Source organism: Reticulibacter mediterranei, assembly GCF_016587455.1.
The window spans coordinates 3331554-3352924 of record NZ_BNJK01000001.1 but is presented as its reverse complement, the minus strand read 5'-3'; the positions used below and the strand labels follow the sequence as shown (position 1 = coordinate 3352924).

20 protein-coding genes are annotated in these 21371 nt (G+C 52.6%); 12 read left to right on the top strand and 8 right to left on the bottom strand.

Annotation, left to right across the window (positions count from 1 at the left end; translation table 11 throughout):
* Positions 1–26 precede the first annotated feature (26 nt).
* Positions 27–398: a hypothetical protein gene (locus K3T83_RS14265; protein ID WP_220203636.1), complete on the top strand. Its 372-nt coding sequence runs from the start codon at positions 27–29 to the stop codon at positions 396–398.
* A 98-nt stretch (positions 399–496) separates the two neighbouring features.
* On the opposite strand, the gene K3T83_RS14260 is transcribed toward K3T83_RS14265, so the two are convergent.
* The 5 genes from K3T83_RS14260 to K3T83_RS14240 all read right to left on the bottom strand — a co-directional run bounded on the left by K3T83_RS14260 (position 497) and on the right by K3T83_RS14240 (position 4114).
* Positions 497–1141: an SCO family protein gene (locus K3T83_RS14260; protein WP_220203635.1), complete on the bottom strand. Its 645-nt coding sequence runs from the start codon at positions 1139–1141 to the stop codon at positions 497–499.
* A gap of 12 nt (positions 1142–1153) precedes the next feature.
* A complete protein-coding gene (locus K3T83_RS14255; RefSeq protein ID WP_220203634.1) occupies positions 1154–2071 on the bottom strand; it encodes a heme o synthase in 918 nt (305 codons plus the stop codon).
* 265 nt (positions 2072–2336) lie between these two features.
* Positions 2337–2795: an ArsR/SmtB family transcription factor gene (locus tag K3T83_RS14250; protein ID WP_220203633.1), complete on the bottom strand. Its 459-nt coding sequence runs from the start codon at positions 2793–2795 to the stop codon at positions 2337–2339.
* A gap of 106 nt (positions 2796–2901) precedes the next feature.
* Complete coding sequence (locus K3T83_RS14245) at positions 2902–3297, bottom strand: hypothetical protein (RefSeq protein ID WP_220203632.1); 396 nt, start codon at positions 3295–3297, stop codon at positions 2902–2904.
* Positions 3269–4114: a cytochrome c oxidase assembly protein gene (locus K3T83_RS14240; protein WP_220203631.1), complete on the bottom strand. Its 846-nt coding sequence runs from the start codon at positions 4112–4114 to the stop codon at positions 3269–3271. The genes K3T83_RS14245 and K3T83_RS14240 overlap by 29 nt, the downstream gene beginning before the upstream one ends.
* Before the next feature lie 257 nt (positions 4115–4371).
* On the opposite strand from K3T83_RS14240, the gene K3T83_RS14235 reads away from it, so the two are divergent.
* The 10 genes from K3T83_RS14235 to K3T83_RS14190 all read left to right on the top strand — a co-directional run bounded on the left by K3T83_RS14235 (position 4372) and on the right by K3T83_RS14190 (position 17546).
* On the top strand, positions 4372–6840 hold the full coding sequence (locus K3T83_RS14235) for a heavy metal translocating P-type ATPase (protein ID WP_220203630.1): 2469 nt from the start codon (positions 4372–4374) through the stop codon (positions 6838–6840).
* Positions 6841–7216: 376 nt separating this feature from the next.
* Positions 7217–8338: a cytochrome c oxidase subunit II gene (gene coxB, locus K3T83_RS14230; RefSeq protein WP_220203629.1), complete on the top strand. Its 1122-nt coding sequence runs from the start codon at positions 7217–7219 to the stop codon at positions 8336–8338.
* Between the two features lie 48 nt (positions 8339–8386).
* The gene (ctaD, locus tag K3T83_RS14225; protein WP_220203628.1) at positions 8387–10075 is read left to right on the top strand and encodes a cytochrome c oxidase subunit I; all 1689 of its coding nucleotides are present in this window, start codon (positions 8387–8389) and stop codon (positions 10073–10075) included.
* 18 nt (positions 10076–10093) lie between these two features.
* Complete coding sequence (gene ctaF, locus K3T83_RS14220; RefSeq protein ID WP_220203627.1) at positions 10094–10516, top strand: aa3-type cytochrome oxidase subunit IV; 423 nt, start codon at positions 10094–10096, stop codon at positions 10514–10516.
* 75 nt (positions 10517–10591) lie between these two features.
* On the top strand, positions 10592–11233 hold the full coding sequence (locus tag K3T83_RS14215; protein ID WP_220203626.1) for a cytochrome c oxidase subunit 3: 642 nt from the start codon (positions 10592–10594) through the stop codon (positions 11231–11233).
* Between the two features lie 250 nt (positions 11234–11483).
* On the top strand, positions 11484–11894 hold the full coding sequence (locus tag K3T83_RS14210) for a hypothetical protein (protein WP_220203625.1): 411 nt from the start codon (positions 11484–11486) through the stop codon (positions 11892–11894).
* A 163-nt stretch (positions 11895–12057) separates the two neighbouring features.
* The gene (locus tag K3T83_RS14205) at positions 12058–13998 is read left to right on the top strand and encodes an ATP-binding response regulator (protein WP_220203624.1); all 1941 of its coding nucleotides are present in this window, start codon (positions 12058–12060) and stop codon (positions 13996–13998) included.
* Between the two features lie 210 nt (positions 13999–14208).
* Positions 14209–14862, top strand: coding sequence for a DNA-binding transcriptional response regulator (locus tag K3T83_RS14200; RefSeq protein WP_220203623.1), 654 nt, complete (start codon positions 14209–14211; stop codon positions 14860–14862).
* A gap of 120 nt (positions 14863–14982) precedes the next feature.
* A complete protein-coding gene (locus K3T83_RS14195) occupies positions 14983–16173 on the top strand; it encodes an RNA polymerase sigma factor (RefSeq protein WP_220203622.1) in 1191 nt (396 codons plus the stop codon).
* 83 nt (positions 16174–16256) lie between these two features.
* Positions 16257–17546, top strand: a complete 1290-nt coding sequence (locus K3T83_RS14190) for an MFS transporter (RefSeq protein ID WP_220203621.1) — start codon at positions 16257–16259, stop codon at positions 17544–17546.
* Between the two features lie 30 nt (positions 17547–17576).
* On the opposite strand, the gene K3T83_RS14185 is transcribed toward K3T83_RS14190, so the two are convergent.
* A complete protein-coding gene (locus tag K3T83_RS14185; protein WP_220203620.1) occupies positions 17577–18152 on the bottom strand; it encodes a TetR/AcrR family transcriptional regulator in 576 nt (191 codons plus the stop codon).
* Positions 18153–18338: 186 nt separating this feature from the next.
* Here K3T83_RS14185 and K3T83_RS14180 point away from each other — a divergent pair, with 186 nt between their 5' ends.
* Complete coding sequence (locus K3T83_RS14180; protein WP_220203619.1) at positions 18339–18911, top strand: cupin domain-containing protein; 573 nt, start codon at positions 18339–18341, stop codon at positions 18909–18911.
* Between the two features lie 78 nt (positions 18912–18989).
* Here K3T83_RS14180 and ribA read toward each other — a convergent pair whose 3' ends face one another.
* Together ribA and ribD are read right to left on the bottom strand one after the other, a co-directional pair.
* A complete protein-coding gene (gene ribA / locus K3T83_RS56240) occupies positions 18990–20213 on the bottom strand; it encodes a GTP cyclohydrolase II (RefSeq protein ID WP_236064897.1) in 1224 nt (407 codons plus the stop codon).
* Between the two features lie 9 nt (positions 20214–20222).
* Positions 20223–21371: a bifunctional diaminohydroxyphosphoribosylaminopyrimidine deaminase/5-amino-6-(5-phosphoribosylamino)uracil reductase RibD gene (gene ribD / locus K3T83_RS14170; RefSeq protein WP_220203618.1), complete on the bottom strand. Its 1149-nt coding sequence runs from the start codon at positions 21369–21371 to the stop codon at positions 20223–20225.

Genomic DNA, 21371 nt, shown 5'->3' with positions numbered 1-21371 from the left:
GCCCTTTGTCGCTGGAGGGGATGACATTGGCTCAGAAATACTTTGATCTGTACCTCAAGCAAGCTAGATGGCAGATAGCTCAAGATCCGCGCAATCCGCAAAGCATGGGCATGTTTATGAAATATATGATGATCAATGGCTTAATGGCATCTCCGCGTGAAATCGTCAATCCGTCGATGATTGCCACCCTTCTTGAGGCTGCTTCTTCCTCTGATGAGGGGAGACAACTCACACAATTCCTGGACACCCTTTCCCGTGAATATGGGCAACCATTCGAGCAGATCTTTGATGAGATAGTACCTACCTTTGAGGATTTTCCAGCTTTGGTGGAAGAAGAGAAAGCCGATCTTCTCTCCAGAGGAGGGAATCATAGCGAAACTGCAATCCAGCAATACTAAAGAAGCCAAACGTGCGATCCAAAGTTGCTGGCGATGAGTCTCACGAGATATGCAACCAGATAATGCGTATCTCGTGAGTTTGTTTCTTCCATATTTATTTACTGCTTCAACAAAATTTTCAAGTTGTCGGCAAGTTGAGCTGGAGTGAAGTCGTTGTCTTGATAGACCTGCTGGCGGCCCTGTTTGTCGATAACGTAGATCCCCATGCTGTGGTTGACCGTTTGCTGCTGCTGTTGCGCGAAGATGTGGTAATCGGACCAGACCGGTGAAAGCTGCTGCTCCGTTCCAACCAGATAGTGCCAGGAATCTTGCATGTTGTGCGCCTTTGAGAATTTGAGCGCTGCCGCTTGCGTGTCACGCGCGGGATCGGTGCTGACCGCGATAATGCCAACGTTCTGTGCGTCCTGACCCAACATTTGCATCGTCGCATGCAGCTTCTCAGCCGTCAACGGACATACATCGGGACAGTTGGTGTAGAGGAAGGTCAGCACCACCGGTTTCCCTTTGTATTGTGAAAGCGACACATGTTTGCCGAATTGATCGGTCAAGCTGAAATCCGCTGCGGCGGCCCCGTTAAGATCCGTTCCCTGCAAGCCTGAAGCCGTCGTCGATGGGCTGGTTGCCTGCATCGTCGTTGCGGCCTGCTGGCGCTGTTGCAACAGCGTAACCAGCAGTATCACCAGCACGGCCAGGGTAATCACTGAAAGGCGTGAAGCGAGACGCCAGTTCCAACGTATGCTCATGATGTGTGTTTCCTAGAAATGTACAACTCTGTCTATCACCATTATGGCAAAGATCGCTGCGAGATAGCAGTTCGAGTACCAGAAAATGGTTCGCGCCCACTTCTTCGAGTCGGCTTGATCGCGTAAGAGACGGACCGACATGTAGATCAGGATGCCGCCCAGGATCAGCGCTCCGGCGAGGAAGATGTAGCCCATCGTATGCAGGACGAACAGAATGAGCGTCACCGCAAGGAGCAACAGCGAGTAGAGGAAAATTTGTCGGCGCGTCTCCTGCTCACCCATCAGGACCGGCAGCATAGGCACGCTGGCTTTCTCATAGTCTTTCTGGATCAGCAACGAAAGCGCCCAGAAGTGGGGCGGCGTCCAGTAGAACACGATGGCAAACAGCCAGATGGCTGCCAGTGAAACCTCGTTTGTGACGGCGGCCCAACCGACCAGCACCGGTACCGCTCCGGCAGCTCCACCAATGACGATGTTTTGCGCCGTATTGCGTTTCAGGCCGAGCGTATAGACGAAGACATAAAAGAGAATGGCAGCAAAGGAGAGTACAGCGCTGAGCAGGTTGACGAAGACCGTAAGAACGGCGAAGGAGCCAACGCCCAGGAGAATGCCGAAGATCAGCGCCTGTGTGGGCTGCACCTTGCCTGCGGGGAGAGATCGTCTCTGCGTGCGCCCCATCAGTTGATCAATGTCGCGATCAATATAGCAGTTAATGCAGTTGGCGCTTCCAGCTGCCATTGCGCCACCGAGCAGGGTTGCCAGCACAAGGCCGAGTGGCGGTAGCCCCTGATACGCAATCGCCATCGCTGCAACGGTGATTCCCAGCAGCAAGACAGTAACGTGTGGCTTGATCAGATTAATATAGCTAGAGATAAGCTGCCTTAAACTCTCAGGCTCTTTTTCAGATGATGCTATTTCCTTGACTATCAACTGCTCTTCCTCACTTGTCTCTTGTTAAAAAATATATGTGGGCTGCATCAAACATCCCATGCAAGCGATATCTCGACGCATTCGCCAACGTAACGAAAGTATAGTAAACCATTGACTATTGTCGTCGTTCTTCCTGATACTTCCCTTGCAGCCCCTGGAAGTTACCTTACAATTACCTGAATAAAAGAAGCGACAAGCGCAAGGCATTGTCGCTACGCAGGTGTCGGATATGCATGATTTCGTCGGTAAAAGGGCGTGTTGTTTGCTATTCCGCTTGCTCAAAGACCTCAAGCACCTTGCCGAGTCCCTCGTGTTGCTGATCTGTGTCCCGCACATGGCTGAGGCAAACGGCCAGCAGGATGCGAATATGGGTATCATCGAGGCTATAGAAGACCTGCTTGCCACTGCGCCGGCTTTTGACTAGCCGCAACTGTCGCAAGATGCGTAAATGCTGTGAAACCGATGACTCAGAATGACCTGTAATTTCTGCCAGGTCGCAGGTACACAGTTCTTGTTTGAGGAGGCTATAGACGATTTTTGCGCGGCTGGAATCGCCCAGTGCGCGGAAAATTTCGGCGATGTCTCCATAGATTTCTTCTGGTAGTAAGTTTGCTCTGCCGCGTTCGACGCGCTCCCGATCGGCTCCAGGCAGAAGACAACGATCTGTCGCTTGCGAGGAACCTGCGGTTATCCGTTTCGCGCCCTTTCTGGGCCTGTCGCTCATCTCCTGCTCCTTCCGCTGTTATCTATACCGTGTCTCAATAAACAATTTAACACTTGCTAAATTATAGTCCATGTCGTCAACGTACGCAAGCGAAGCAGGCCGACATTCAGGGCTTTCCAATTCTCCCATCTTGCGGGAGTGCAGAGGGCGGCAGCCCTCTGCCGGGGTGCGGGGTGTCCCCGCAAAAACCTTTTTTCTTCTCTTTTGCGCGCCGCCGCAGGCGGCGCGCGAAGGAGGGAAGGAAACTGGGGACACCCCAGACCCCGGCAGGGAGACCCTGCACCCCTTTGAGCGGAGAACTGGAAAGCTCTGGGCCGACATTATTGGTGCATTCACGAAATTCTTCGGGGCAAGGCCGAATATGGCAGGGGCGACGGCTTGTCCTCGCCCGGGAAACAATACATATATTTGGTGCAAGACGGGCGAGGACAAGCCGTCGCCCCTGCCATATTCGGGTGTTTCTCCCCGTCTCGTTATGCTGGCTCGTCTGCCAGTTCTGCAAGCCGTCGATCTTCCTCCTGTTGACGGGCCTCTTGCTTGAGCATCCAGCGCAGGAAGAGGATGCTGGCAACCACAATCATGAAAATAGCACCGGGAACCCACATGATCAGGCCGCCGAGTTGCTGATCCAGCGCCGGAGTGAGGCCGAGCATGCGCGAGGTCATGGCGTATGTCGCGTAAAGTGGATAAGTAAAGGTCAATCCCGCGCCCAGCAGAACCATTGGCATATCACCGAGCAAAATGTATATCAGCTTGCCGGCCAGATTCAGCGGGAACACGCCATTTTGTACCGGCCCAAATAGCGGCCACCAGAAGAGGATACCCGTTACCACATATAACACCATTGCGAGTAGATGGAGGCTATTGCTCTCCATCATGGCGTTCATAATAGGGGGTGCATGCCAGATCCAGATATTGGCATTAAAAAGGATACCTGAGATGAGCGGCATTACCAGCCATTTCCAGCCTAGCGCAACTGGTCGTGGCTGTAAGAGCAGACTGGCAATTTTTGGCGGTATCCCTAATACCATCAAGGGAGCAACCATAAATGCAAGCATGAGGTGTTGTATCATATGTCCTGTGAACAGCATCTCCGCCAGCATATCAAGCGGTGATATGAGGGCTGCAAAAAGTGCCACCATCGCGATTGCGAATGCCACGATCTGCCCTCGACGAGCATGTTCTTCGGCCTGATAGTTGCGTTGCAGAAATATGATTCCATAGCAATACAGGCCGATCAGCACCGCGATGCCAACAAGAATTATCGGATTCCAATTCCACTGGGTAAACCAGGGCTGGCTCATGTCATGTCCGTGCATAACACTACACTTTCTATTTCTGCTGAACGACAACCGCAAGGGATTGTCGCTACATATGAATTTTGCAAAGAAGGACATTCTCTTGCTATATTTATTCAATACTATAGAGCAAAGATACTATTTTGTCATCAGGTGTTCTCCCAATCTTCTCCCTTACAATTCGTAGAGACAATCCCTTGCAAAATTTGCTATGTCAGACTATAATTTAGTAATTGCTAAATCGTTTAAATATTGGCGGCCAGAAATTGGAGTATATTATGGCTGTGAAAACAGTTGAAATACTGCTCGATGCCCCTCAAAAGAGCGCCTGCGAGCCGTGCATGCGGCAGTTCTTGAGAACGACCGAAGGTATCAAGGCGGTCGATCTTGATCGGCGAGGAACATGTTTGATCGTTACCTATGATGATACATACCTTCCACTCCCGCGCGTTCAGGATGTCATTGCCGACGCTCATTCCAACGTTGCGGAACAGGCGCAACATGACACCCTTCTGCTCACCGGGCTAGATTGTGCGGATTGTGCGACCACGCTTGAACGTGGCGTCAAGCGGCTGGCTGGCGTCATTCACGTCAACGCCAATTTTGCTACCTCGAAGATGGCCGTTGGCTATCAGGCGGGGACGCTCAGCCGTGTAAAGATCGAGCAATTGATCCGTGAACTGGGCTATGACGTGGTGAACGGCTCGACTGGCAGGCTGACGGTGTTGTCTCCCGCGAAGGGTGGTTGTGGTTCCTCGTGTGCCTGTGGAGAGGAGCAACACGAGCATCAACATGGTGCTGTCCATCATGACGAGGTCGCAGTTTCCGAGACGGTCCTGCCCATCAATCCTGGTCGCTTGCTTGTCTGGCTCAACAACTTCTGGCAGGGCTACAATAGATGGTTGCCGACCGCGCTTGCCGCTCTTGTCTGGACGCTGGCTTTTGCGCTGGAACTCTTTCATACAACGGATCTGTTCGTCAATGCACTCTATGGGGCCGCCATTGTAATCGGCGGCTATCGCATCGCTCGTAGCGGTTACTTTGCTCTGGTGCGCGGTCGTACGCTGGGCATCGATCTGCTGATGACAATTGCGGTCGTGGGCGCAGCCATTATCGGGCAGTGGTCTGAGGGCGCGGCGGTGGTTGTGCTGTTTTCGCTTGGTGAGATGCTTGAAGGTGTCACGATGGATAAGATGCGCCACTCGATTCGCGGCCTGATCGATCTTTCGCCGCGCGAGGCGACCATCAAAACCGAGGCCGGAGAGCAGCGCGTTGTCGTGGATCAATTGCAACCAGGCGCACTGATGCTTGTACGGCCTGGAGAGCGCATTGCAGCTGATGGTCGGATCGTGCTGGGCAGCACCACAATCAATCAGGCTCCCATCACTGGCGAGAGCCTGCCCGTCGAGAAAGCTATTGGCGACGATGTGTTTGCTGGCACCCTGAACGAGCATGGATATATCGAGGTCGAGGTGACGAAGCGTGCTGAGGAGACGATGATCGCGAAGATCATCGCGCTGGTGCAGGAGGCTCAGGGTTCACGTGCACCTTCTCAGCGTTTTGTCGATCAATTTGCCCGTTATTATACACCTGCAATTATTATTATCGCTGTTCTGGTTGCTTTGGTGCCCCCGCTGTTGACCGGCGGTGCGCTGTTGCCCTGGCTCTATAAGGCGCTGGTGTTGCTGGTGATTGCCTGCCCCTGCGCTCTGGTCATTTCAACGCCCGTCTCTATTGTTGCGGCCATTGGTCGTGCTTCTCGTAGCGGTGTGCTGATCAAAGGCGGTGCCTACCTTGAGGCCATGAGCAAAGTCAAAGCGATTGCCTTCGATAAGACGGGAACGATCACGCGTGGGCATCCGATGGTCACTGACATTCTTCCGCTCGATGGGCGCACTGAAAACGAGCTGCTCGTGCAGTTTGCGGCAATTGAGAGTCGATCTGAGCATCCGTTGGCGAAGGCCATCCTTGATTCGGCACGCGGACGTGGCCTGTCCTGGGTGGAGCCTGTCGATTTTCTCGCTCTGCCCGGACGTGGCGCTCAAGCTACAGTAGACGGAACGTTCGTTACCGTTGGCAAGCCTCATTTCTTTGAGAATGTAAGCGACGAAGTCCAGGCGCAGATTGACCGGCTGCAACACGAGGGTAAAACGGTGCTGCTCGCCCGTCAGTCCGACACGATTCACGGCCTGATCGCGGTTGCCGATGAGATCCGCGCCGATGCGCCACAGGCCATCAAAGCGTTGAAAGCGTGTGGAATCACTTCACTCATTATGCTCACCGGCGATAATGAGAAGACGGCCTGTGTGGTCGCGCAACAACTCGATCTGGACGAGGTGCGGGCCAATCTGTTGCCAGATCAGAAAACGCAGGCGATGCGAGAACTGGTTGCATCTCATCCTGCTGTCGCTATGATCGGCGATGGCATCAATGACGCACCCGCCCTTGCCAGCGCGACCGTTGGTATTGCGATGGGCGTTGCGGGGAGTGATACGGCACTGGAAACCGCCGATATCGCGCTAATGAAAGATGATTTATCGAAGCTGCCCTACCTCATTCGCCTGAGCCGGGCAACCCTCCGCACGATCCAGACCAACGTTACCTTCTCACTGTTGGTGAAAGTGGCCTTCCTGACGCTCACGCTGATCGGGATTGCCAACCTCTGGCTCGCCATCCTTGCCGACACAGGCGCAGCCCTGCTCGTCATTGCTAACGGGATGTTGCTCTTGCGCTTCCGCGATAAATAGCCATTACTAAAAAAAATGCTGCTCTGCCCGATCAGAGCAGCATTTTTTGCATGGAATAAGCTGATAGAGCAGTGGTCAAAAATAGGCATTTACGCTATAGTATTTGTGCTATGGATACAGTGGCGGGAATGTGTGTGTCGTAGTACTCCCTGTGCCCAGATCTGCATTCAGGTCGCTGTAAGGTTCCTTTGAGGAACTGCAAGTTTTCTTTCAGGCTCTATCGCTACACTACATCAGTAATATGGAAAGAATGTGTCACTCTTTGCCGGACTACTTTGCGTGATGTTATGCATGATGTTCTGAATTATGAAGACGGGCTGAAAATGACATCATCGTCCATCGTCAAACACTTTTCGTAGGAGATTTAGACGTGAGGATGCCTTTATTTCGTAGGACGAAGCGCTGGCTGCTCCTGGTTCCGGTCATGCTCTTGTCCTCGATCCTGTTAGTCGCTTGTGGAGAGGGATCACCCTCCATAATCAATCCGGCGGGACCAGTCGCGAACAGCGAGAATGGAGTATTTGTTGCTATTCTGATCATTGCCACGATTGTCTTTGTGGCGGTGGAAGGCATACTGATCTTTTCCATGATCCGCTTTCGCGAGCGTCCAGGCTCGCCCACCCCGAAGCAATTGCATGGCAATACTAAAGTCGAGGTGGCCTGGACCGTTATTCCCGCATTGATCCTCTTTATCGTGCTGGGCTACACGATTAGAGGTTTGTTTGAAGTTGCTACGCCGCCAGCCGGGGAAAAGACGCTGGAAGTAACGGCGTTTGCCCATCAGTGGTGGTGGGAGTTCTATTATCCCGAATACAATATCACTACTGCGGACTCACTGGTGGTTCCCGCCAATACAGTAGTCAATGTTTCTCTGTATTCTAACAACGTCATCCATAGCTTCTGGGTTCCCGAACTGACCGGTAAGACCGACGTTGTTCCGGGTCACAACAACCAGCGCTGGTTTAAGGCCGATACGCCAAATAAGACCTACCTTGGTATCTGTGCCGAATATTGTGGTACGCAACACGCCAATATGCGCTTTAATGTGGTTGTGGATGAGTCAAACGACTTCCTCGCCTGGACGCATACACAGCAGCAAGCGGCAGTGGCACCCGCAGCTGGCAGTATGGCGGCGAAGGGAGCGCAAGTCTTTAAGGATGCCGGGTGTCAAGCCTGTCATGGTATTGTTGGCGTGGATATCACCAGTACAAAAGCCACCAATCCCAATCCTGCCTGTGATGCGCCCAACGCCGGACCTGCGCAGGGCTGTTTTACTGGTCCAAACCTGACTCACTTTGGGAGCCGCAATTTCATTGCTGGTGGCGTTCTGGAAAATAACTCTGCCCAGTGTCAAGATCCAAACAACCTGAAGGATTGTAACCTGGCGAAATGGCTGCACGATCCCCAGGGCATCAAACCGGGCAATGATATGGCTATCGGGCCATTGACGGACGAGCAGATTCAACAACTGGTGGCGTATCTGGAGAGTCTGAAATAGCCCATCTACCCTGTATCTCTACAGGGCTAGAGTGTTGGAGGAATGTTTATGGCAACGCGCACTATCGGTGATAGCGCAACCACACTGGTACGTCGCAAGTCATTCAGCGAGACCTATGTTGGCGAGTGGCTGACGACCACCGATCATAAAAAGATCGGTATTATGTATATCGTTACTGCCTTCTTTTTCTTCCTGGTGGGCGGTATGGAGGCTCTCCTGGTTCGTGCTCAGCTGGCTGAGCCAGGCGCGAGGGTGCTTTCTCCCCAGGAATATAACCAGCTCTTTACCATGCACGGCACCACGATGATCTTTTTGTTCGTGATGCCTATGCTTGCTGGCCTGGGTAACTACGTTGTGCCGCTGATGATCGGCGCTCGTGATATGGCCTTCCCACGCCTCAATGCGTTTGGCTACTGGGTCATTCTCTTTGGCGGCATTTTCATTCAATCCAGCTTCCTGTTCGGAGCCGCTCCTAACGGTGGTTGGTTTATGTATGCTCCTCTGAATCAGACGGCAGCTGGCTGTGGACACGGCTTCGAGTGTACCCCTGGCATGAATGCCGACTTCTGGATTCTCGGCACGATGATGCTTGGCGTCTCCTCTCTAACAGGTGCGCTAAACTTTGTGGTGACGATCCTGAGAATGCGTGCACCGGGCATGAGCATCAACCGTATGCCGCTCTTCTCCTGGATGATCCTGGTGATGGCCTTCTTGCTGCTCTTTGCTCTGCCTAGCCTGACAGCGGCTTCTGTGCTGCTCCTGCTTGACCGTCACATTGGGACGCACTTCTATCAGTACGCCTTTGGTGGTGATCCGCTCTTGTGGCAGCACTTGTTCTGGTCCTTTGGACACCCGGAAGTATATATTCTGATCCTGCCTGCCTTCGGTATCATCTCCGAAGTGTTGCCCGTCTTTTCGCGCAAACCTATCTTTGGTTATACGTTTGTGGCGTGGTCTGGTGTAGCTATCGGTTTCCTGAGCTTCACCGTCTGGGCGCACCACATGTTCGCCGTTGGTCTGCCGCCTATCGCGCAGTCCTTCTTCGCCGTTAGCACAACGCTGATCGCGATCCCAACCGCTGTGAAGATCTTCAACTGGATTGCTACGATCTTCATGGGTAAGATTAGCTTCAAGACGCCAATGGTCTTTGCGCTTGGCTTTGTCTCGATGTTCCTGATCGGTGGTTTGAACGGTGTGGCTCTGGCTGTGGTTCCTTTTGACTATCAGGTGACGGACAGTTACTTTGTGGTCTCCCACATCCACTACGTCCTCTTTGGTGGTTCCGCTCTGGGTATCTTTGCTGGTATCTTCTACTGGTTCCCCAAAATGACTGGCAAGCTCCTGAACGAGAAGCTGGGCCATATTCAGTTCTGGCTGCTCTTTGTTGGCATGAACCTGGCCTTCTTCCCGATGCACATTCTGGGCTTGCTGGGCATGCCTCGCCGCGTCTACACCTATCCTGCCAACCTGGGCTGGAACGAATGGAATCTGATCGCTAGCATCGGCGCTTTTATCATCGGTATCGGCGTCCTGGTGTTCGTCTTCAATCTGATTAGCAGCTTGAAGAATGGCGAGAAGGCCGGAACCGATCCCTGGGATGCCTTTACGCTGGAATGGGATACCGCTTCTCCTCCGAAGCAGTACAACTTCCTGACTCTGCCCGTCGTGCGCAGCCGTCGCCCATTCTACGATAAGAAGTATCCAGAGGTTGCCGACTGGAAGCAGGTTATCCACTAAGTAAGGTAAGCGAAGATCATGAAAACGACTGGACAATCGGAAAAATTGCGTGGGGCCACTGCGCAAGAGGAACAACAATCAGATCCCGGAGAGGAGCAGACCACTCCTTCTCCAGCGGAAGAGGAGCAGAAAGAGCTGGAAACGTCGGCAACGGCGGAGAGTCCTTCTGCTGATGTTGCTTCTGAGTCTGAGACGGCGAAGGCTGAAGATGCCAGCGCTCCAGAGGCAAGTGCGACTCCGCGCAAGAAGCGAGCTAAAAAGAAAGTTGAGGAACCCTTTGATGAAAAGGCGGCCTCACCTCGCCCTAGTTACTGGCCGATCGTTCTTGCGTTTTCGCTGTGCGTGATGTTCCTGGGCGTTGCCTGGCACCCGATTATGATGGGCATTGGCGTGGTGTTGGTCATCACCTCGCTCATCGGTTGGAGCCTGGAACGTCGCTAGGTTGTATGATCTGCGTGCGGCTTCTCTGCAAAAAGAAACCGCACGCTCTTGAGAAATAGGTAGGGAGTTATTGATATGAGCGTTGCTCACGGCGAGCAGATGCGGGCGCTCGAAGAGCATGGAGAGGTAAGTCGTGGCCTCAACTGGTGGGGCATGGTCTTCTTCATCGCGTCAGAGGCGCTGATCTTTGCGAACCTGATTGCTGCATATCTCTATCTGGAGGTGCGCGGCTTTCAAATTCCTGACGGTTTGTGGCTGCTGCCCAACGGCGAACATTTGCCGGTCGCTTTTCCAGCCATCAATACCGTCTTCCTGCTGGCAAGTAGCTTTCCGGCGATTTACGCCCGCAGGAGTATTACAAGAGGCAATCAGCGTGGCCTTATTCTCGGCCTCTGGGGAGCGATTATTCTTGGTGTGATCTTCCTGTGCGGACAGGTCTACGAATATCTGTCGCTCTTTAGCGAGGGTTTCACCATTGGCTATAAAACCTTTGGCTCGGCCTTCTTCACGTTGACCGGCTTTCACGGCCTGCACGTGACGATTGGCGTCATCATTCTGATCGTCTGTCTCATTCGCGCGACTCGCGGCGATTTCACCGCCCATAAGCACTTTGCGGTTGAGGCTGGCGAGATGTACTGGCACTTCGTTGATGGTGTCTGGATTGTCGTTTTCAGCACCGTCTATCTGCTGCCTTTCCTGATGATCCACGCAAAATAATCTACTGGCCTCTTTCGGCGTAGATTACATGAATGAATGAACCAGTTGTTCTCCGTGAACGCTGGTTCATTCTTCTTTCTCCCTTCCTTAGCTTTTCATCGCCATTTTCTTCCATTGGATCGGCTTATTCACGGGTCATATGCCACAAAATGTGCTACAATTGTCTGCATAGACGAAATCACAAACATATCACAGCCATTGGTTATGCTCATTGCTATACTGGGGGTTACAGAAAGGATTGTGCAATAAGATGAAGAATGCATCGCACAAAACTGGCTCCCTCGTGCCTGTTCGAGGCGGAGGGTCACAAAAGAAGAAACGAGCCGTCCAGTCCTGCTCAATCTGTACCCGCCGCATCTGGTTAGATCCCATTCATCTCATTGAGCCAGAAGGGGTGCCAGAGCCGCGCCTCTCGTGGACGCTCTGTGATGCCTGCCATCGCCATCTTATGACTGAGATGAGCCTCTCTCCTGTACGTTCTCCTCTGCGCCTGCGCATCGCTATCGGAATGGTTGCCTCGGAGCGCTGGCCTATGGCCTATACGACCCGCGTGCGCACAGAGGATACTGATCACCGCTGGATCGTCCTCCTCTCCGTTGGTTTTTTCATCGCGATGCTGCTCCACCTGGTTATTATTGTGCTGGTTGGCTTTATGCATTAAACCTTGCAGCACCTAAATAGGCCGATTGACTTATTTTTCTCTTCAAGGTTGACGTATTTTGCTAAAATAGAAGTAGTCGGATAAACCCTGGCAGGTTTGAGTGGTTCAGGGCGGTCTTTGTCTATCTCTTGATCAACTTTCCGTTGCCCGAAAGAGCATATCTATGCCTAATTATGATGAGTGGATGCCAGAAGATACCACATTTCAACATTCAACATCAGATACATCTTCTATGGTTCCAACAGCTTTTACACGTGAATATCATGTACTCACTGAGATCTGCGAGAGTATGAGTAGCGGCTTTATGCTGCTCAATCAGCAGCGCGTCATCTACTCGAATCCCAGCTCTCTCCGTCTGTTGCGCATCAGTAAAAACGAACTATCCACATCAGAGCTATTTGATGTTCGCAAACATCTGCTGACGATTGCAGCCGATACGCACCAGGCTCATACTGAACTGGATCGCGTCTGGCTCCATCCCGATCAGGAGTATTCAACCGATCTGGCCCTGACCGATGCCGCCGTGCGCTGGCTGCGTATTCGTAGCTTCCCGGTGCATGATGATCGTGGCCTGCTGCTAGGTCGTGGCATTCTGCTTGACGATATCACGCTTGAACGCTCGGCTGTCGAGGCGCGCAGTGAGACGCTGGCCCTGGCTGCCCACGAGCTAAAAACGCCTCTCGCCATCATCAAGGGCTGTGCGACGACGTTGCTTGGCAGTTCCGCACGTTGGGATGCGGCGATGCAGCACGAAATGTTGCAGATGATCGATACACAATCTGACCGCCTGCACGATGTCCTCAATACGCTGCTGGATGTCTGGCGGCTTGATGCTGGCACGCAGCCCTTGCGTCTGACCCAGGTTGCCTTACCGGAATTGCTTACACAACTGATGCATCGCTGGCAAAAGCAGGCACCGGGCCATCGCTTCGTGCTTTCTCTGCCACCATCGGTGCCTTCCATTATGTGCGATGCTGTGCGCATCGAGCAGGCGTTGAACCACCTGTTACAAAATGCCGTAACATATTCACCATCTGGCAAGATCGTCTCGGTTCAAGTCGAGGCCAACGATATTGAGCTACGGGTGAGTATTGCGGATGAAGGCATCGGCCTTGCCTCTGAGCATCTTGATCGCATCTTTGATCGCTTTTATCGCGTGCAGGCGGATGGTGAACAGGCGAGTGGAAGTGGTCTGGGCCTTGCCTCTGCTCGTTCCAGCATAGAGGCGCACGGCGGCAAAATTTGGGCCGATTCGCCCGGCATTGGCGAGGGTGCGACGTTCTATTTTACGTTGCCCTTTGTGCCGCGCCTCTCTTCAACAGCTCAGGCCATCTCATCCCCAAGTATAACAAGCAGCCTGCCAACTCTGCAACAGTCATCCTCGACAACGGGCCTGCTCAAAACAGATCGTCGTATGCGCGTCCTGCTTGCTGAGAGCGATGCACGCATGACCCGCTATCTCCGCGCCAATCTGGAGGAGCAGCGCTACCGGGTGCAAACGGTTGGGCATGGCATTCAGTTCTTGCGCCAGCTTGATCTGGAAGAACCTGATATTATCCTGCTCTCCACGCGCCTTGCCGATATGAGCGGCGTGGAACTGCTTCAGCGTTTGCGCGAGTTCTCGCAAATCCCGGTCATTATGCTCTGTGGCGAGTGCGACGAAGATGAGCGCGTGCAGATGCTCGATCTGGGCTGCGATGATCTGGTTGTGAAGCCGTTCGGAATGAAAGAACTGCTCGCTCGTGTGCGCGTCCTGTTGCGCCGCCAGAACGCTGTTGCCAGCGCTCAACCCGCAAAACCAGCCGTTTTCTCTACCGGCGATCTGATGATCGATCACGCCCAGCATCTTGTTAGCGTCAATGACAAACCTGTGCAATTGAGCCGCACCGAGTATAATCTGCTCAGCGTGCTGGCGCAAAACGCGGGCATGGTCGTAACCCATGAATTGCTGCTGGAGAAGGTCTGGGGACCGGAGTATAACCGCGACATCGATTTTATCTGGGTCTACATCAGTCGTTTGCGCCGCAAAATCGAGGCTGATTCGCGCCGCCCGAAATATATCCTGACCGTGCCAGATGTGGGCTACAAATTGGCAAAGATATAATTGTTGTCCATTCCACGCCACGACAAGTGTAAGGCATTGTCGCTATAAGGTGTTTCCCCTAGAGAATTAGCTCCTGACGATGTATAATCTATTCAGGTCGTTGTAAGGTATTCGCCCTAAGACGTAAAGATATTGTAATGTATGTCGGATATGCTTCTTAAAAGGCATAGACGTATCGTTCAATTTATCCTGCTATTTGAAGGAGCATTCATGGACATGTCGCCAGGGAAGAAGCCTGCTATTCTTGTGATTGAAGCTGACGCCTCGTTACGACGTTTGATCGCCCTCGGCTTGCAGAACCGCGACATGCATGTCATCGAGGCCAGTTCAGCCATCACGATCCCGACGGTGGATCTGCAACAACTCGATCTGCTGGTGATCGATATCGACGCTAGCGTGCGGCACCGTCAATCATTGCCGGAAGCGATTCAACAGCATCCGCAGCTCTCTCTGCTGCCGACCATCATACTGTCCTGGGAAGATGCCGCGTTAGAACCGACCACCTCCTCATCTGTGGTGACAGCGACCGCCACGCAGGTACTCTGTTTGCCCAAGCCATTTGATGCCCGTAAGCTCCATCGGGCAATTGAACGATTGCTTCAGGTGCGTGCTGAGAGCCTCGCGCAGGAAGAGGCCCGTGCGGAGGCGCTGCTCCTTGCCTCTTATACCTCTCATACCGCGCCGAGTCCCTGGCCCGTCGTGACCGCTGCTGGCTTATTGCTTGCGATGATCGGCATGCTGGTTCAGGTTGCCGTTGCCGTAATCGGATTTCTTATAGTAATCATTGCGCTGCTGCTCTGGACGCTGGGATCAAAGCGGTCTGTAGAGGCGAGCGAGACCAGGCCCGCACATGTAGGGGCGTAAAGCAGGAAATTACCCAAAAAATACGTCAAGTTTTGCGCTCTTTTTGCGATATACACATAGCGGCATTTGCCCATACAAAATTAGATATCTTTGTAAAAGCAAACAGCAGGAGTTGGCGCTATGTTGTCTACCCAAACATCACTTTCGATATCACAAGAGGTTCTCTCTCAAGAGCGTGTAAGCCTTGTTCGTTTCTGTACTTCCCTGACGGGTAATCCCTCTGTTGCCGAAGATCTTGCCCAGGAGACGCTGCTGGAAGCGTGGCGCAACTTGCATAAATTCTCTGCATCTTCATCTCAAAATGCTGATGAACAACAAACCCATCTTCATCAATGGCTCTTCGCTATTGCCCGCAACGTCTGTTTGCGCTGGGGCCGCGCCTACCATCATGATCTTGCCAACGTCGTACCCTTTGCTCAGTATGTATCCGACTCTGAGGAGCAGGGAGATATAGAAGAGACGTTAAGTAGTTCGTTTGATATCGAGGTGGAGCTTGAGCGGGATGAACTAGCGCGTCTGCTTGATCGCGCCCTTACCCTTTTGCCACCTGTAACGCGGGCGGTACTGATCGAGCGTTATATTCACGAATCCCCTTATGCTGAAATTGCTGAGCGTCTTGGTTTGAGCGAGGAGGCACTGGCTCAGCGCCTGCATCGAGGCAAACTAACACTACGCCGCTTATTATCGACCGATTTTCAGGCTGAGGCCACCTCAATTATCCCCCAGATAAAAAATGAGCAGGAGCAGGAAACCAATATCTGGTGTCCAATGTGCAACAATGCTCGCCTGACAAAATACACTGCTTCATCCTCGATTGTTGGCTTTAAATGTCCCGCTTGCTGGCATATTGCAGTTTTGAACAGGCCCGAAGTTTGGGGAGCGCTGCAAAACCCGAAAGCCATTCTCAATCGGCAGATTCAAGTGTTAGGTCAACATTACTGGCAGGCAGTTGATACGTTGCAAGCGCAATGCTTATGGTGCCGGTCTCCCTTACAGGTACGGATTGTCCAGGCCGAAGATATCCCAGCAAACCATTTGCTGCGTTTCCACCGTTCCACATGCATTTATCTGGTCTGCACGCACTGTGATTATCAAGAATACAACTCGCTCCCCCATATGACGCTGAATGTTCCCGAAGCAAGCCAGTTCTGGCGCAAGCACTCGCGTATGCACTGGCTCCCGGCTCGGGAAATCGATCATAGCGGTGTGCCTGTATGGGTGAGTAGCTTCCAGAGCGCCGCTGATTCGGCGCGGCTCGATGTTCTCATCCAGCGATCCACAATGCGCGTCCTGGGCATATACGAGAGATAGTTGCCAGCTTCTCCTCTCTGATCCACATTTTCCTGACACAATGGCACAACCTCTGACTTATTCATGAACGAGGGAGATTTCGCATGCTTGCTCTGCTACGACGGCGTAACTTTGTCCTGCTCTGGTTCGGTGGCCTGATCTCACAAACTGGCGATTGGCTGCTCCATATTGGCCTGCCAGTGTATATCTATCTGGTGACTGGCTCTGCTCTGGCGACAAGTATGACACTTGTGATTGCTTTTCTACCCAATATCCTTCTTAGCTCGGTTGCCGGTGTCTTTGTGGATCGCTGGGACCGCCGTTTGACAATGCTGATTTGTAATCTGTTGCTCGCTCTGGGGTTGCTTCCTATGCTGCTTATCCACGGTAAAGACACGCTCTGGCTCCTCTATATCGTCCTCTTTTTTGAGTCCTGTGTGAGCCAGTTCGTATTGCCAGCTGAGAACGCCCTGCTCCCCCAACTTGTTGACGAGCAGCAGTTCGTTCCAGCCAACGCGCTCATGTCCACCAGTACCTATATTGCACGCCTGGGAGGGGCCGCGTTGGGAGGAATACTGCTGGGAACCGTTGGCCTGCATTATGTTGTGCTGTTTGATGCCATCTCTTTCTTCTTTGTCTGTTTGATGCTGCTCTGTATGAGATTACCTGTCAGTGCCAGGACGAACGTTGCGAGAGAAGATCCTGAACAGAGTATGCCTGTGACGACAGTTTTTTCTACCTGGTTACGCATTGGTTATGAATGGTTGGAGGGAATGCGCCTCGTGGCTCGTCAGCAGACGCTACGTGTGCTGTTCATTTTCCTGGCTGTAACGAGAGTTGGTGAAGGCATTTTTGGTTCGCTACTGGTCATCTTCGTGAGTCGCGTACTGCATGGCGACTCGGTCATTTATGGCATGCTGCTCTCGATTCAAATGATTGGTAACTTGCTTGGCAATGCGCTGGTCGCTCAATTTGGCAAACGCCAGTCACCTATGCGCACGCTCTGGATCAGCGCGGGTATCTTTGGCGTGATTGATCTCTTGATTATCGATATACCTATCTTTTACCCTGCCATGCCGCTTGAGATGTTTCTCTTTGTGGCCGTAGGTATCCCGGCAGCATTTTTTAGCGTGCATATACAGACGCTCTTTCAAGTTTTGACTGAGGATAAATTGCGAGGGCGTGTTTTTGGTACGCAACAGGCAGTTGGTAGCCTGGCATCGCTCATTGGCATGCTGCTTGCGGGCCTGCTTGGTGATCGACTTGGCTCTGTTCCTTTGCTGAACCTCCAGGGCGGTTCTTACGTCTTTGGTGCCCTGTTGATATTCCTGGCTTTGCGTAGAGGAATTGCTTTTGAGCGTAAAGAGGCGAACGCTGTTGAAGATATTGCCTGATACAACTCGTGATAGCAATGTCAGTTGCTATCACGAGTGAACAGCTCTGTTTCCCAGTCCCTCAACAAAACAGGTCAGACCGAATTGAAAGCCTTCAACTGGTATGCACTGTTGCGTGTGTCCGGTCAACTCTAACATGACATAACCATGAACAAAGGCCCAGAGAGCTTGTGTTGCCATCGCCGCTTGAGACTCTCCAAGCAACTCTTCCGTTGCAGCCAGTATGGGTGCGAACGCTGCGGTAGAGGCAGCAGACGGACCATTCTCATCCAGTGGGGCATTTGCAAAAAGCAGTCGGTAAAGTTGAGGATGCTGAAGTCCCCACTCCCGATAAATCATCCCCATTGTGGTAATTTGACGTATCAGATCTGGTTTTGCAAGATTGTATGCCTGCTTTAGTTTTTCCGCAAGGCGCATCCGGCCTTTTTCCGCCACTTCTTTTAGCAGCGTAGATTTGTCGGGAAAATGATGATAGAGCGAAGAGGCACGTACATCCAGCATTTGAGCCAACCGCCGCATTGAAATGGCCTCTATTCCTTCGCGTTCCAGTAGCTCATAAGCATTATCTACCAGCGTCTCCTGATTAATTTTTTGTAGATATACCATACTAACAGTGTACGTTTTTGCAATCCCTTTTGTCAAGCCCTATTTCGTCTCCATGATGAACGCTGTTAGCCTTGACTTTCTTTAAAATCAATGGTATGCTTTCCATGAAGACGAACATCGTTAGTTTTGATTATAAAGCATTGAGACGCATTTTTGAAGTAAGATAGAAAGTAAAGGAACAGACAAATGGCTCATTCAGGCGATGTATTGATTGACCCTATTCACAATCAGCGTATCGTATTTAATAAAACAGCGAAAGATACAAATGGTGAGTTAGTAGAGGTTGAGGTTTTTTATACTCCTGCTTCTGAACCCCCTCCCGCACATTTTCATCCTCAGCAGGAGGAAGACTTTGAAGTTTTAGCTGGTAGCATTCACACACGTATAAACGGGCAAGATAAAGTATATCACGCAGGGGAACATTTTCGCGTTCTCCCTGGAACGCCTCACTGCATGTGGAATGATGGCGAAGGTGAGACGCACCTGCTCTGGCAGACGCGTCCAGCGCTGCACACAGATAGCTTTTTTGAGATCTTGTGGGGATTGATGCAGGAAGGCAAGACCAACAAATCTGGGATGCCAAATCTGCTACAAGCAGCGGTAATCATGCGTCACTATCGTCACGAATTTCGTCTGGTCAAACCACCTCTCATCATCCAGAACGTTGTTTTTGCTCTTCTTGAACCTGTCGGACGTATCTTTGGATATCGTGCAACATATACCCGAAAGACAAGCGTTAAAGAACTTGTGGAAGAATAAGCTTCGTAGTAGAGCGATTTATCGCGTATTGGCAACGATTCTCCTAATACGCGATAAATCGCTCCACTACGAAAAGCATTACTCAATTCCTTGTAGCGAGAAGAGCATATGCCCGAAGCGTTGTTGTTTGGTTTGCAGGTAGCGTAGATTGCTGGGTGTTGGCGTCGTCTGAAGAGGAACGCTTTCAACTGAGATACCAGCAGCACGTAAGGCCTGGATTTTATCCGGGTTGTTGGTCAGCAGGCGAACCGCCGTGATGCCCATCACCTGCAAGATTTCGAGGGCTATCTCATAGTTGCGCGCATCGATAGGATAGCCCAACTGCTCGTTCGCGTCCAATGTATCGTAGCCCTGCTCTTGTAGTACGTATGCCTGCAATTTGCCGGACAGCCCGATACCTCGCCCTTCCTGGGGCAGATAGAGGAAGATGCCGCGACCCTCCTGTGCAATCTGGTGCAGCGCGCTATGCATTTGAGCCTGACAATCGCAGCGCTGCGAGCCGAAGATATCGCCGGTCGTGCAGGATGAGTGCAGACGCAGTAGCGGTGGGTTGTGTCGGCTCTCCCGTATGTCTCCCAGCGTCAAGACCAGATATGGCTCGCCCGTCTCGATCTCCTGAAAATGTAGCAGTTGGAACGTTGCCTCTGGCGTTGGCAGGCTTGTTTCTGTTACCAGACTGACCCGGTGCTCTCGACGATAGCGCTGTAAGGTAGTGATCGAGAGCAAATTGATCTGCCATTGGGACGCCAGATGGTTGAGCGCCTCGAACGCGTCAGGGTCCATCGTGTAGATGCTGGTTGGAGAGAGGACGGCACCCGCTTCCAGCCCTGCTATGCTCATCAAATCAAGTGCGGCCTCCGCAAAGCCGCGATGTTGTAAGATGCCGCCTGGACGTGGGCGCACGATTTGCAGGTCTCCTGACAGCGTGAAATCGCCCCGATGCGTCATTGGATGGAGCAAAGCACGAATGCAGGCCGCATAATGATCGGCAGTTTGCCCATCATACCCAGATTGTTCCGCAAGCGTTGTCTCCGTCAAGCGCAATGCATCCAATCGCTCACCTGACAGCACGAGAGAGAGCGGCTGTTGAGCAATTTGTAGCAACGTTTGTAAGTTGTCTGGACGGGCAAATTGTGCTGGCAGACAGAGCATGACTGTGTTGGGATAGATGTCATCGTAGAGCAGCAGTATGCGCCCGGCGCGCAGGTCGGCGGCAGCTTCGGGAACCGCCAGATGTCGTCCCGCTTCCCTGCCTGTACTTTCGCCAGTATGTTCCCGGGTTGTTTCCCCAATACTTTTCATCGTCTTGTTTTATTCTCCGCGCGAGCTTTCCTCAGTATTCCATTGTAATTCGCCCTCGACCAGAACATCCTCATTGATGATTCGGGTGCGTCTATGATGCAGGCGCACGGCATCTTGCATCGATGCCAATCCTGTCCCTTTGAGGGGAGCTGGTGCCTCTGCCCCTCCAACAAGTTTGGGGGCAATAAAGACGGCTACAGAATCGATCAGTCCACGATCAAAAGCGCTGCCAAACAGGTGCGCTCCACCCTCCAACAACACGTGCATGATCCCTTTCCCGGCCAGCGCTTGCAGGGCGGCATGCAAGTCGATCTGCCCCTGTGTATCAATCGAGACCGGCACGACCTCAACACCATACGTTTGCAGGCGTGCAATCTGTTCGGCGGGACAGGTTGTGCCAACGATGACGCATGTGCCAGATGCCAGTTCTGGTTGCAACAGATGGAGAGCGGGGGCAAGCTGTCCATTTGTTGCAAGAATAACTCGCAATGGCCCCGACCGCTCTGCTCGTTCATATTCCCGCTGCTCCGGCGTCAGGCGCACCGTCAATTGTGGGTTATCGGCATGAGCGGTGCCAGCACCAACCATGATGGCATCGACACGATCGCGCAGGTTATGCACCCAGACACGCGCCTGAGAACCGCTGATCCAGTAAGCATCACCTGTGTGAGATGCCAGCTTGCCGTCCAGCGTCATCGCCCATTTTGCCGTGATGTGGGGCCGCCCCTGCGTGATAAAGGTTGCGAATGGTCGCAGGATTGCATCGGTCTCTTCGGCCTCAACACCTGTGACAATCTCGATACCAGCGGCGCGTAGTTGGGCAAAGCCTTGCTCGCAGACCAGCGGATTCGGGTCCACTGATCCCACGACCACGCGCCGCACCCCCGCCTCGATGATCGCCTTTGTACAGGGGGGCGTGTGAATGGTGATGCAGCATGGTTCAAGCGTCGCGTAGAGATCGGCCCCACGTGCCGCTTCACCTGCTTCGCGTAACGCATGGACTTCAGCGTGTGGTCCATAGGGAGGCGAGGTTGCTCCTTTGCCTATCACTCGTCCATTGCGTACGACGACCGCACCAACTGAGGGACGCGGACTCGTGCGCCCCTCAACACTATGCGCGCAGGCAATTGCCAGCCGCATTGCTTCTCTATCATCCAT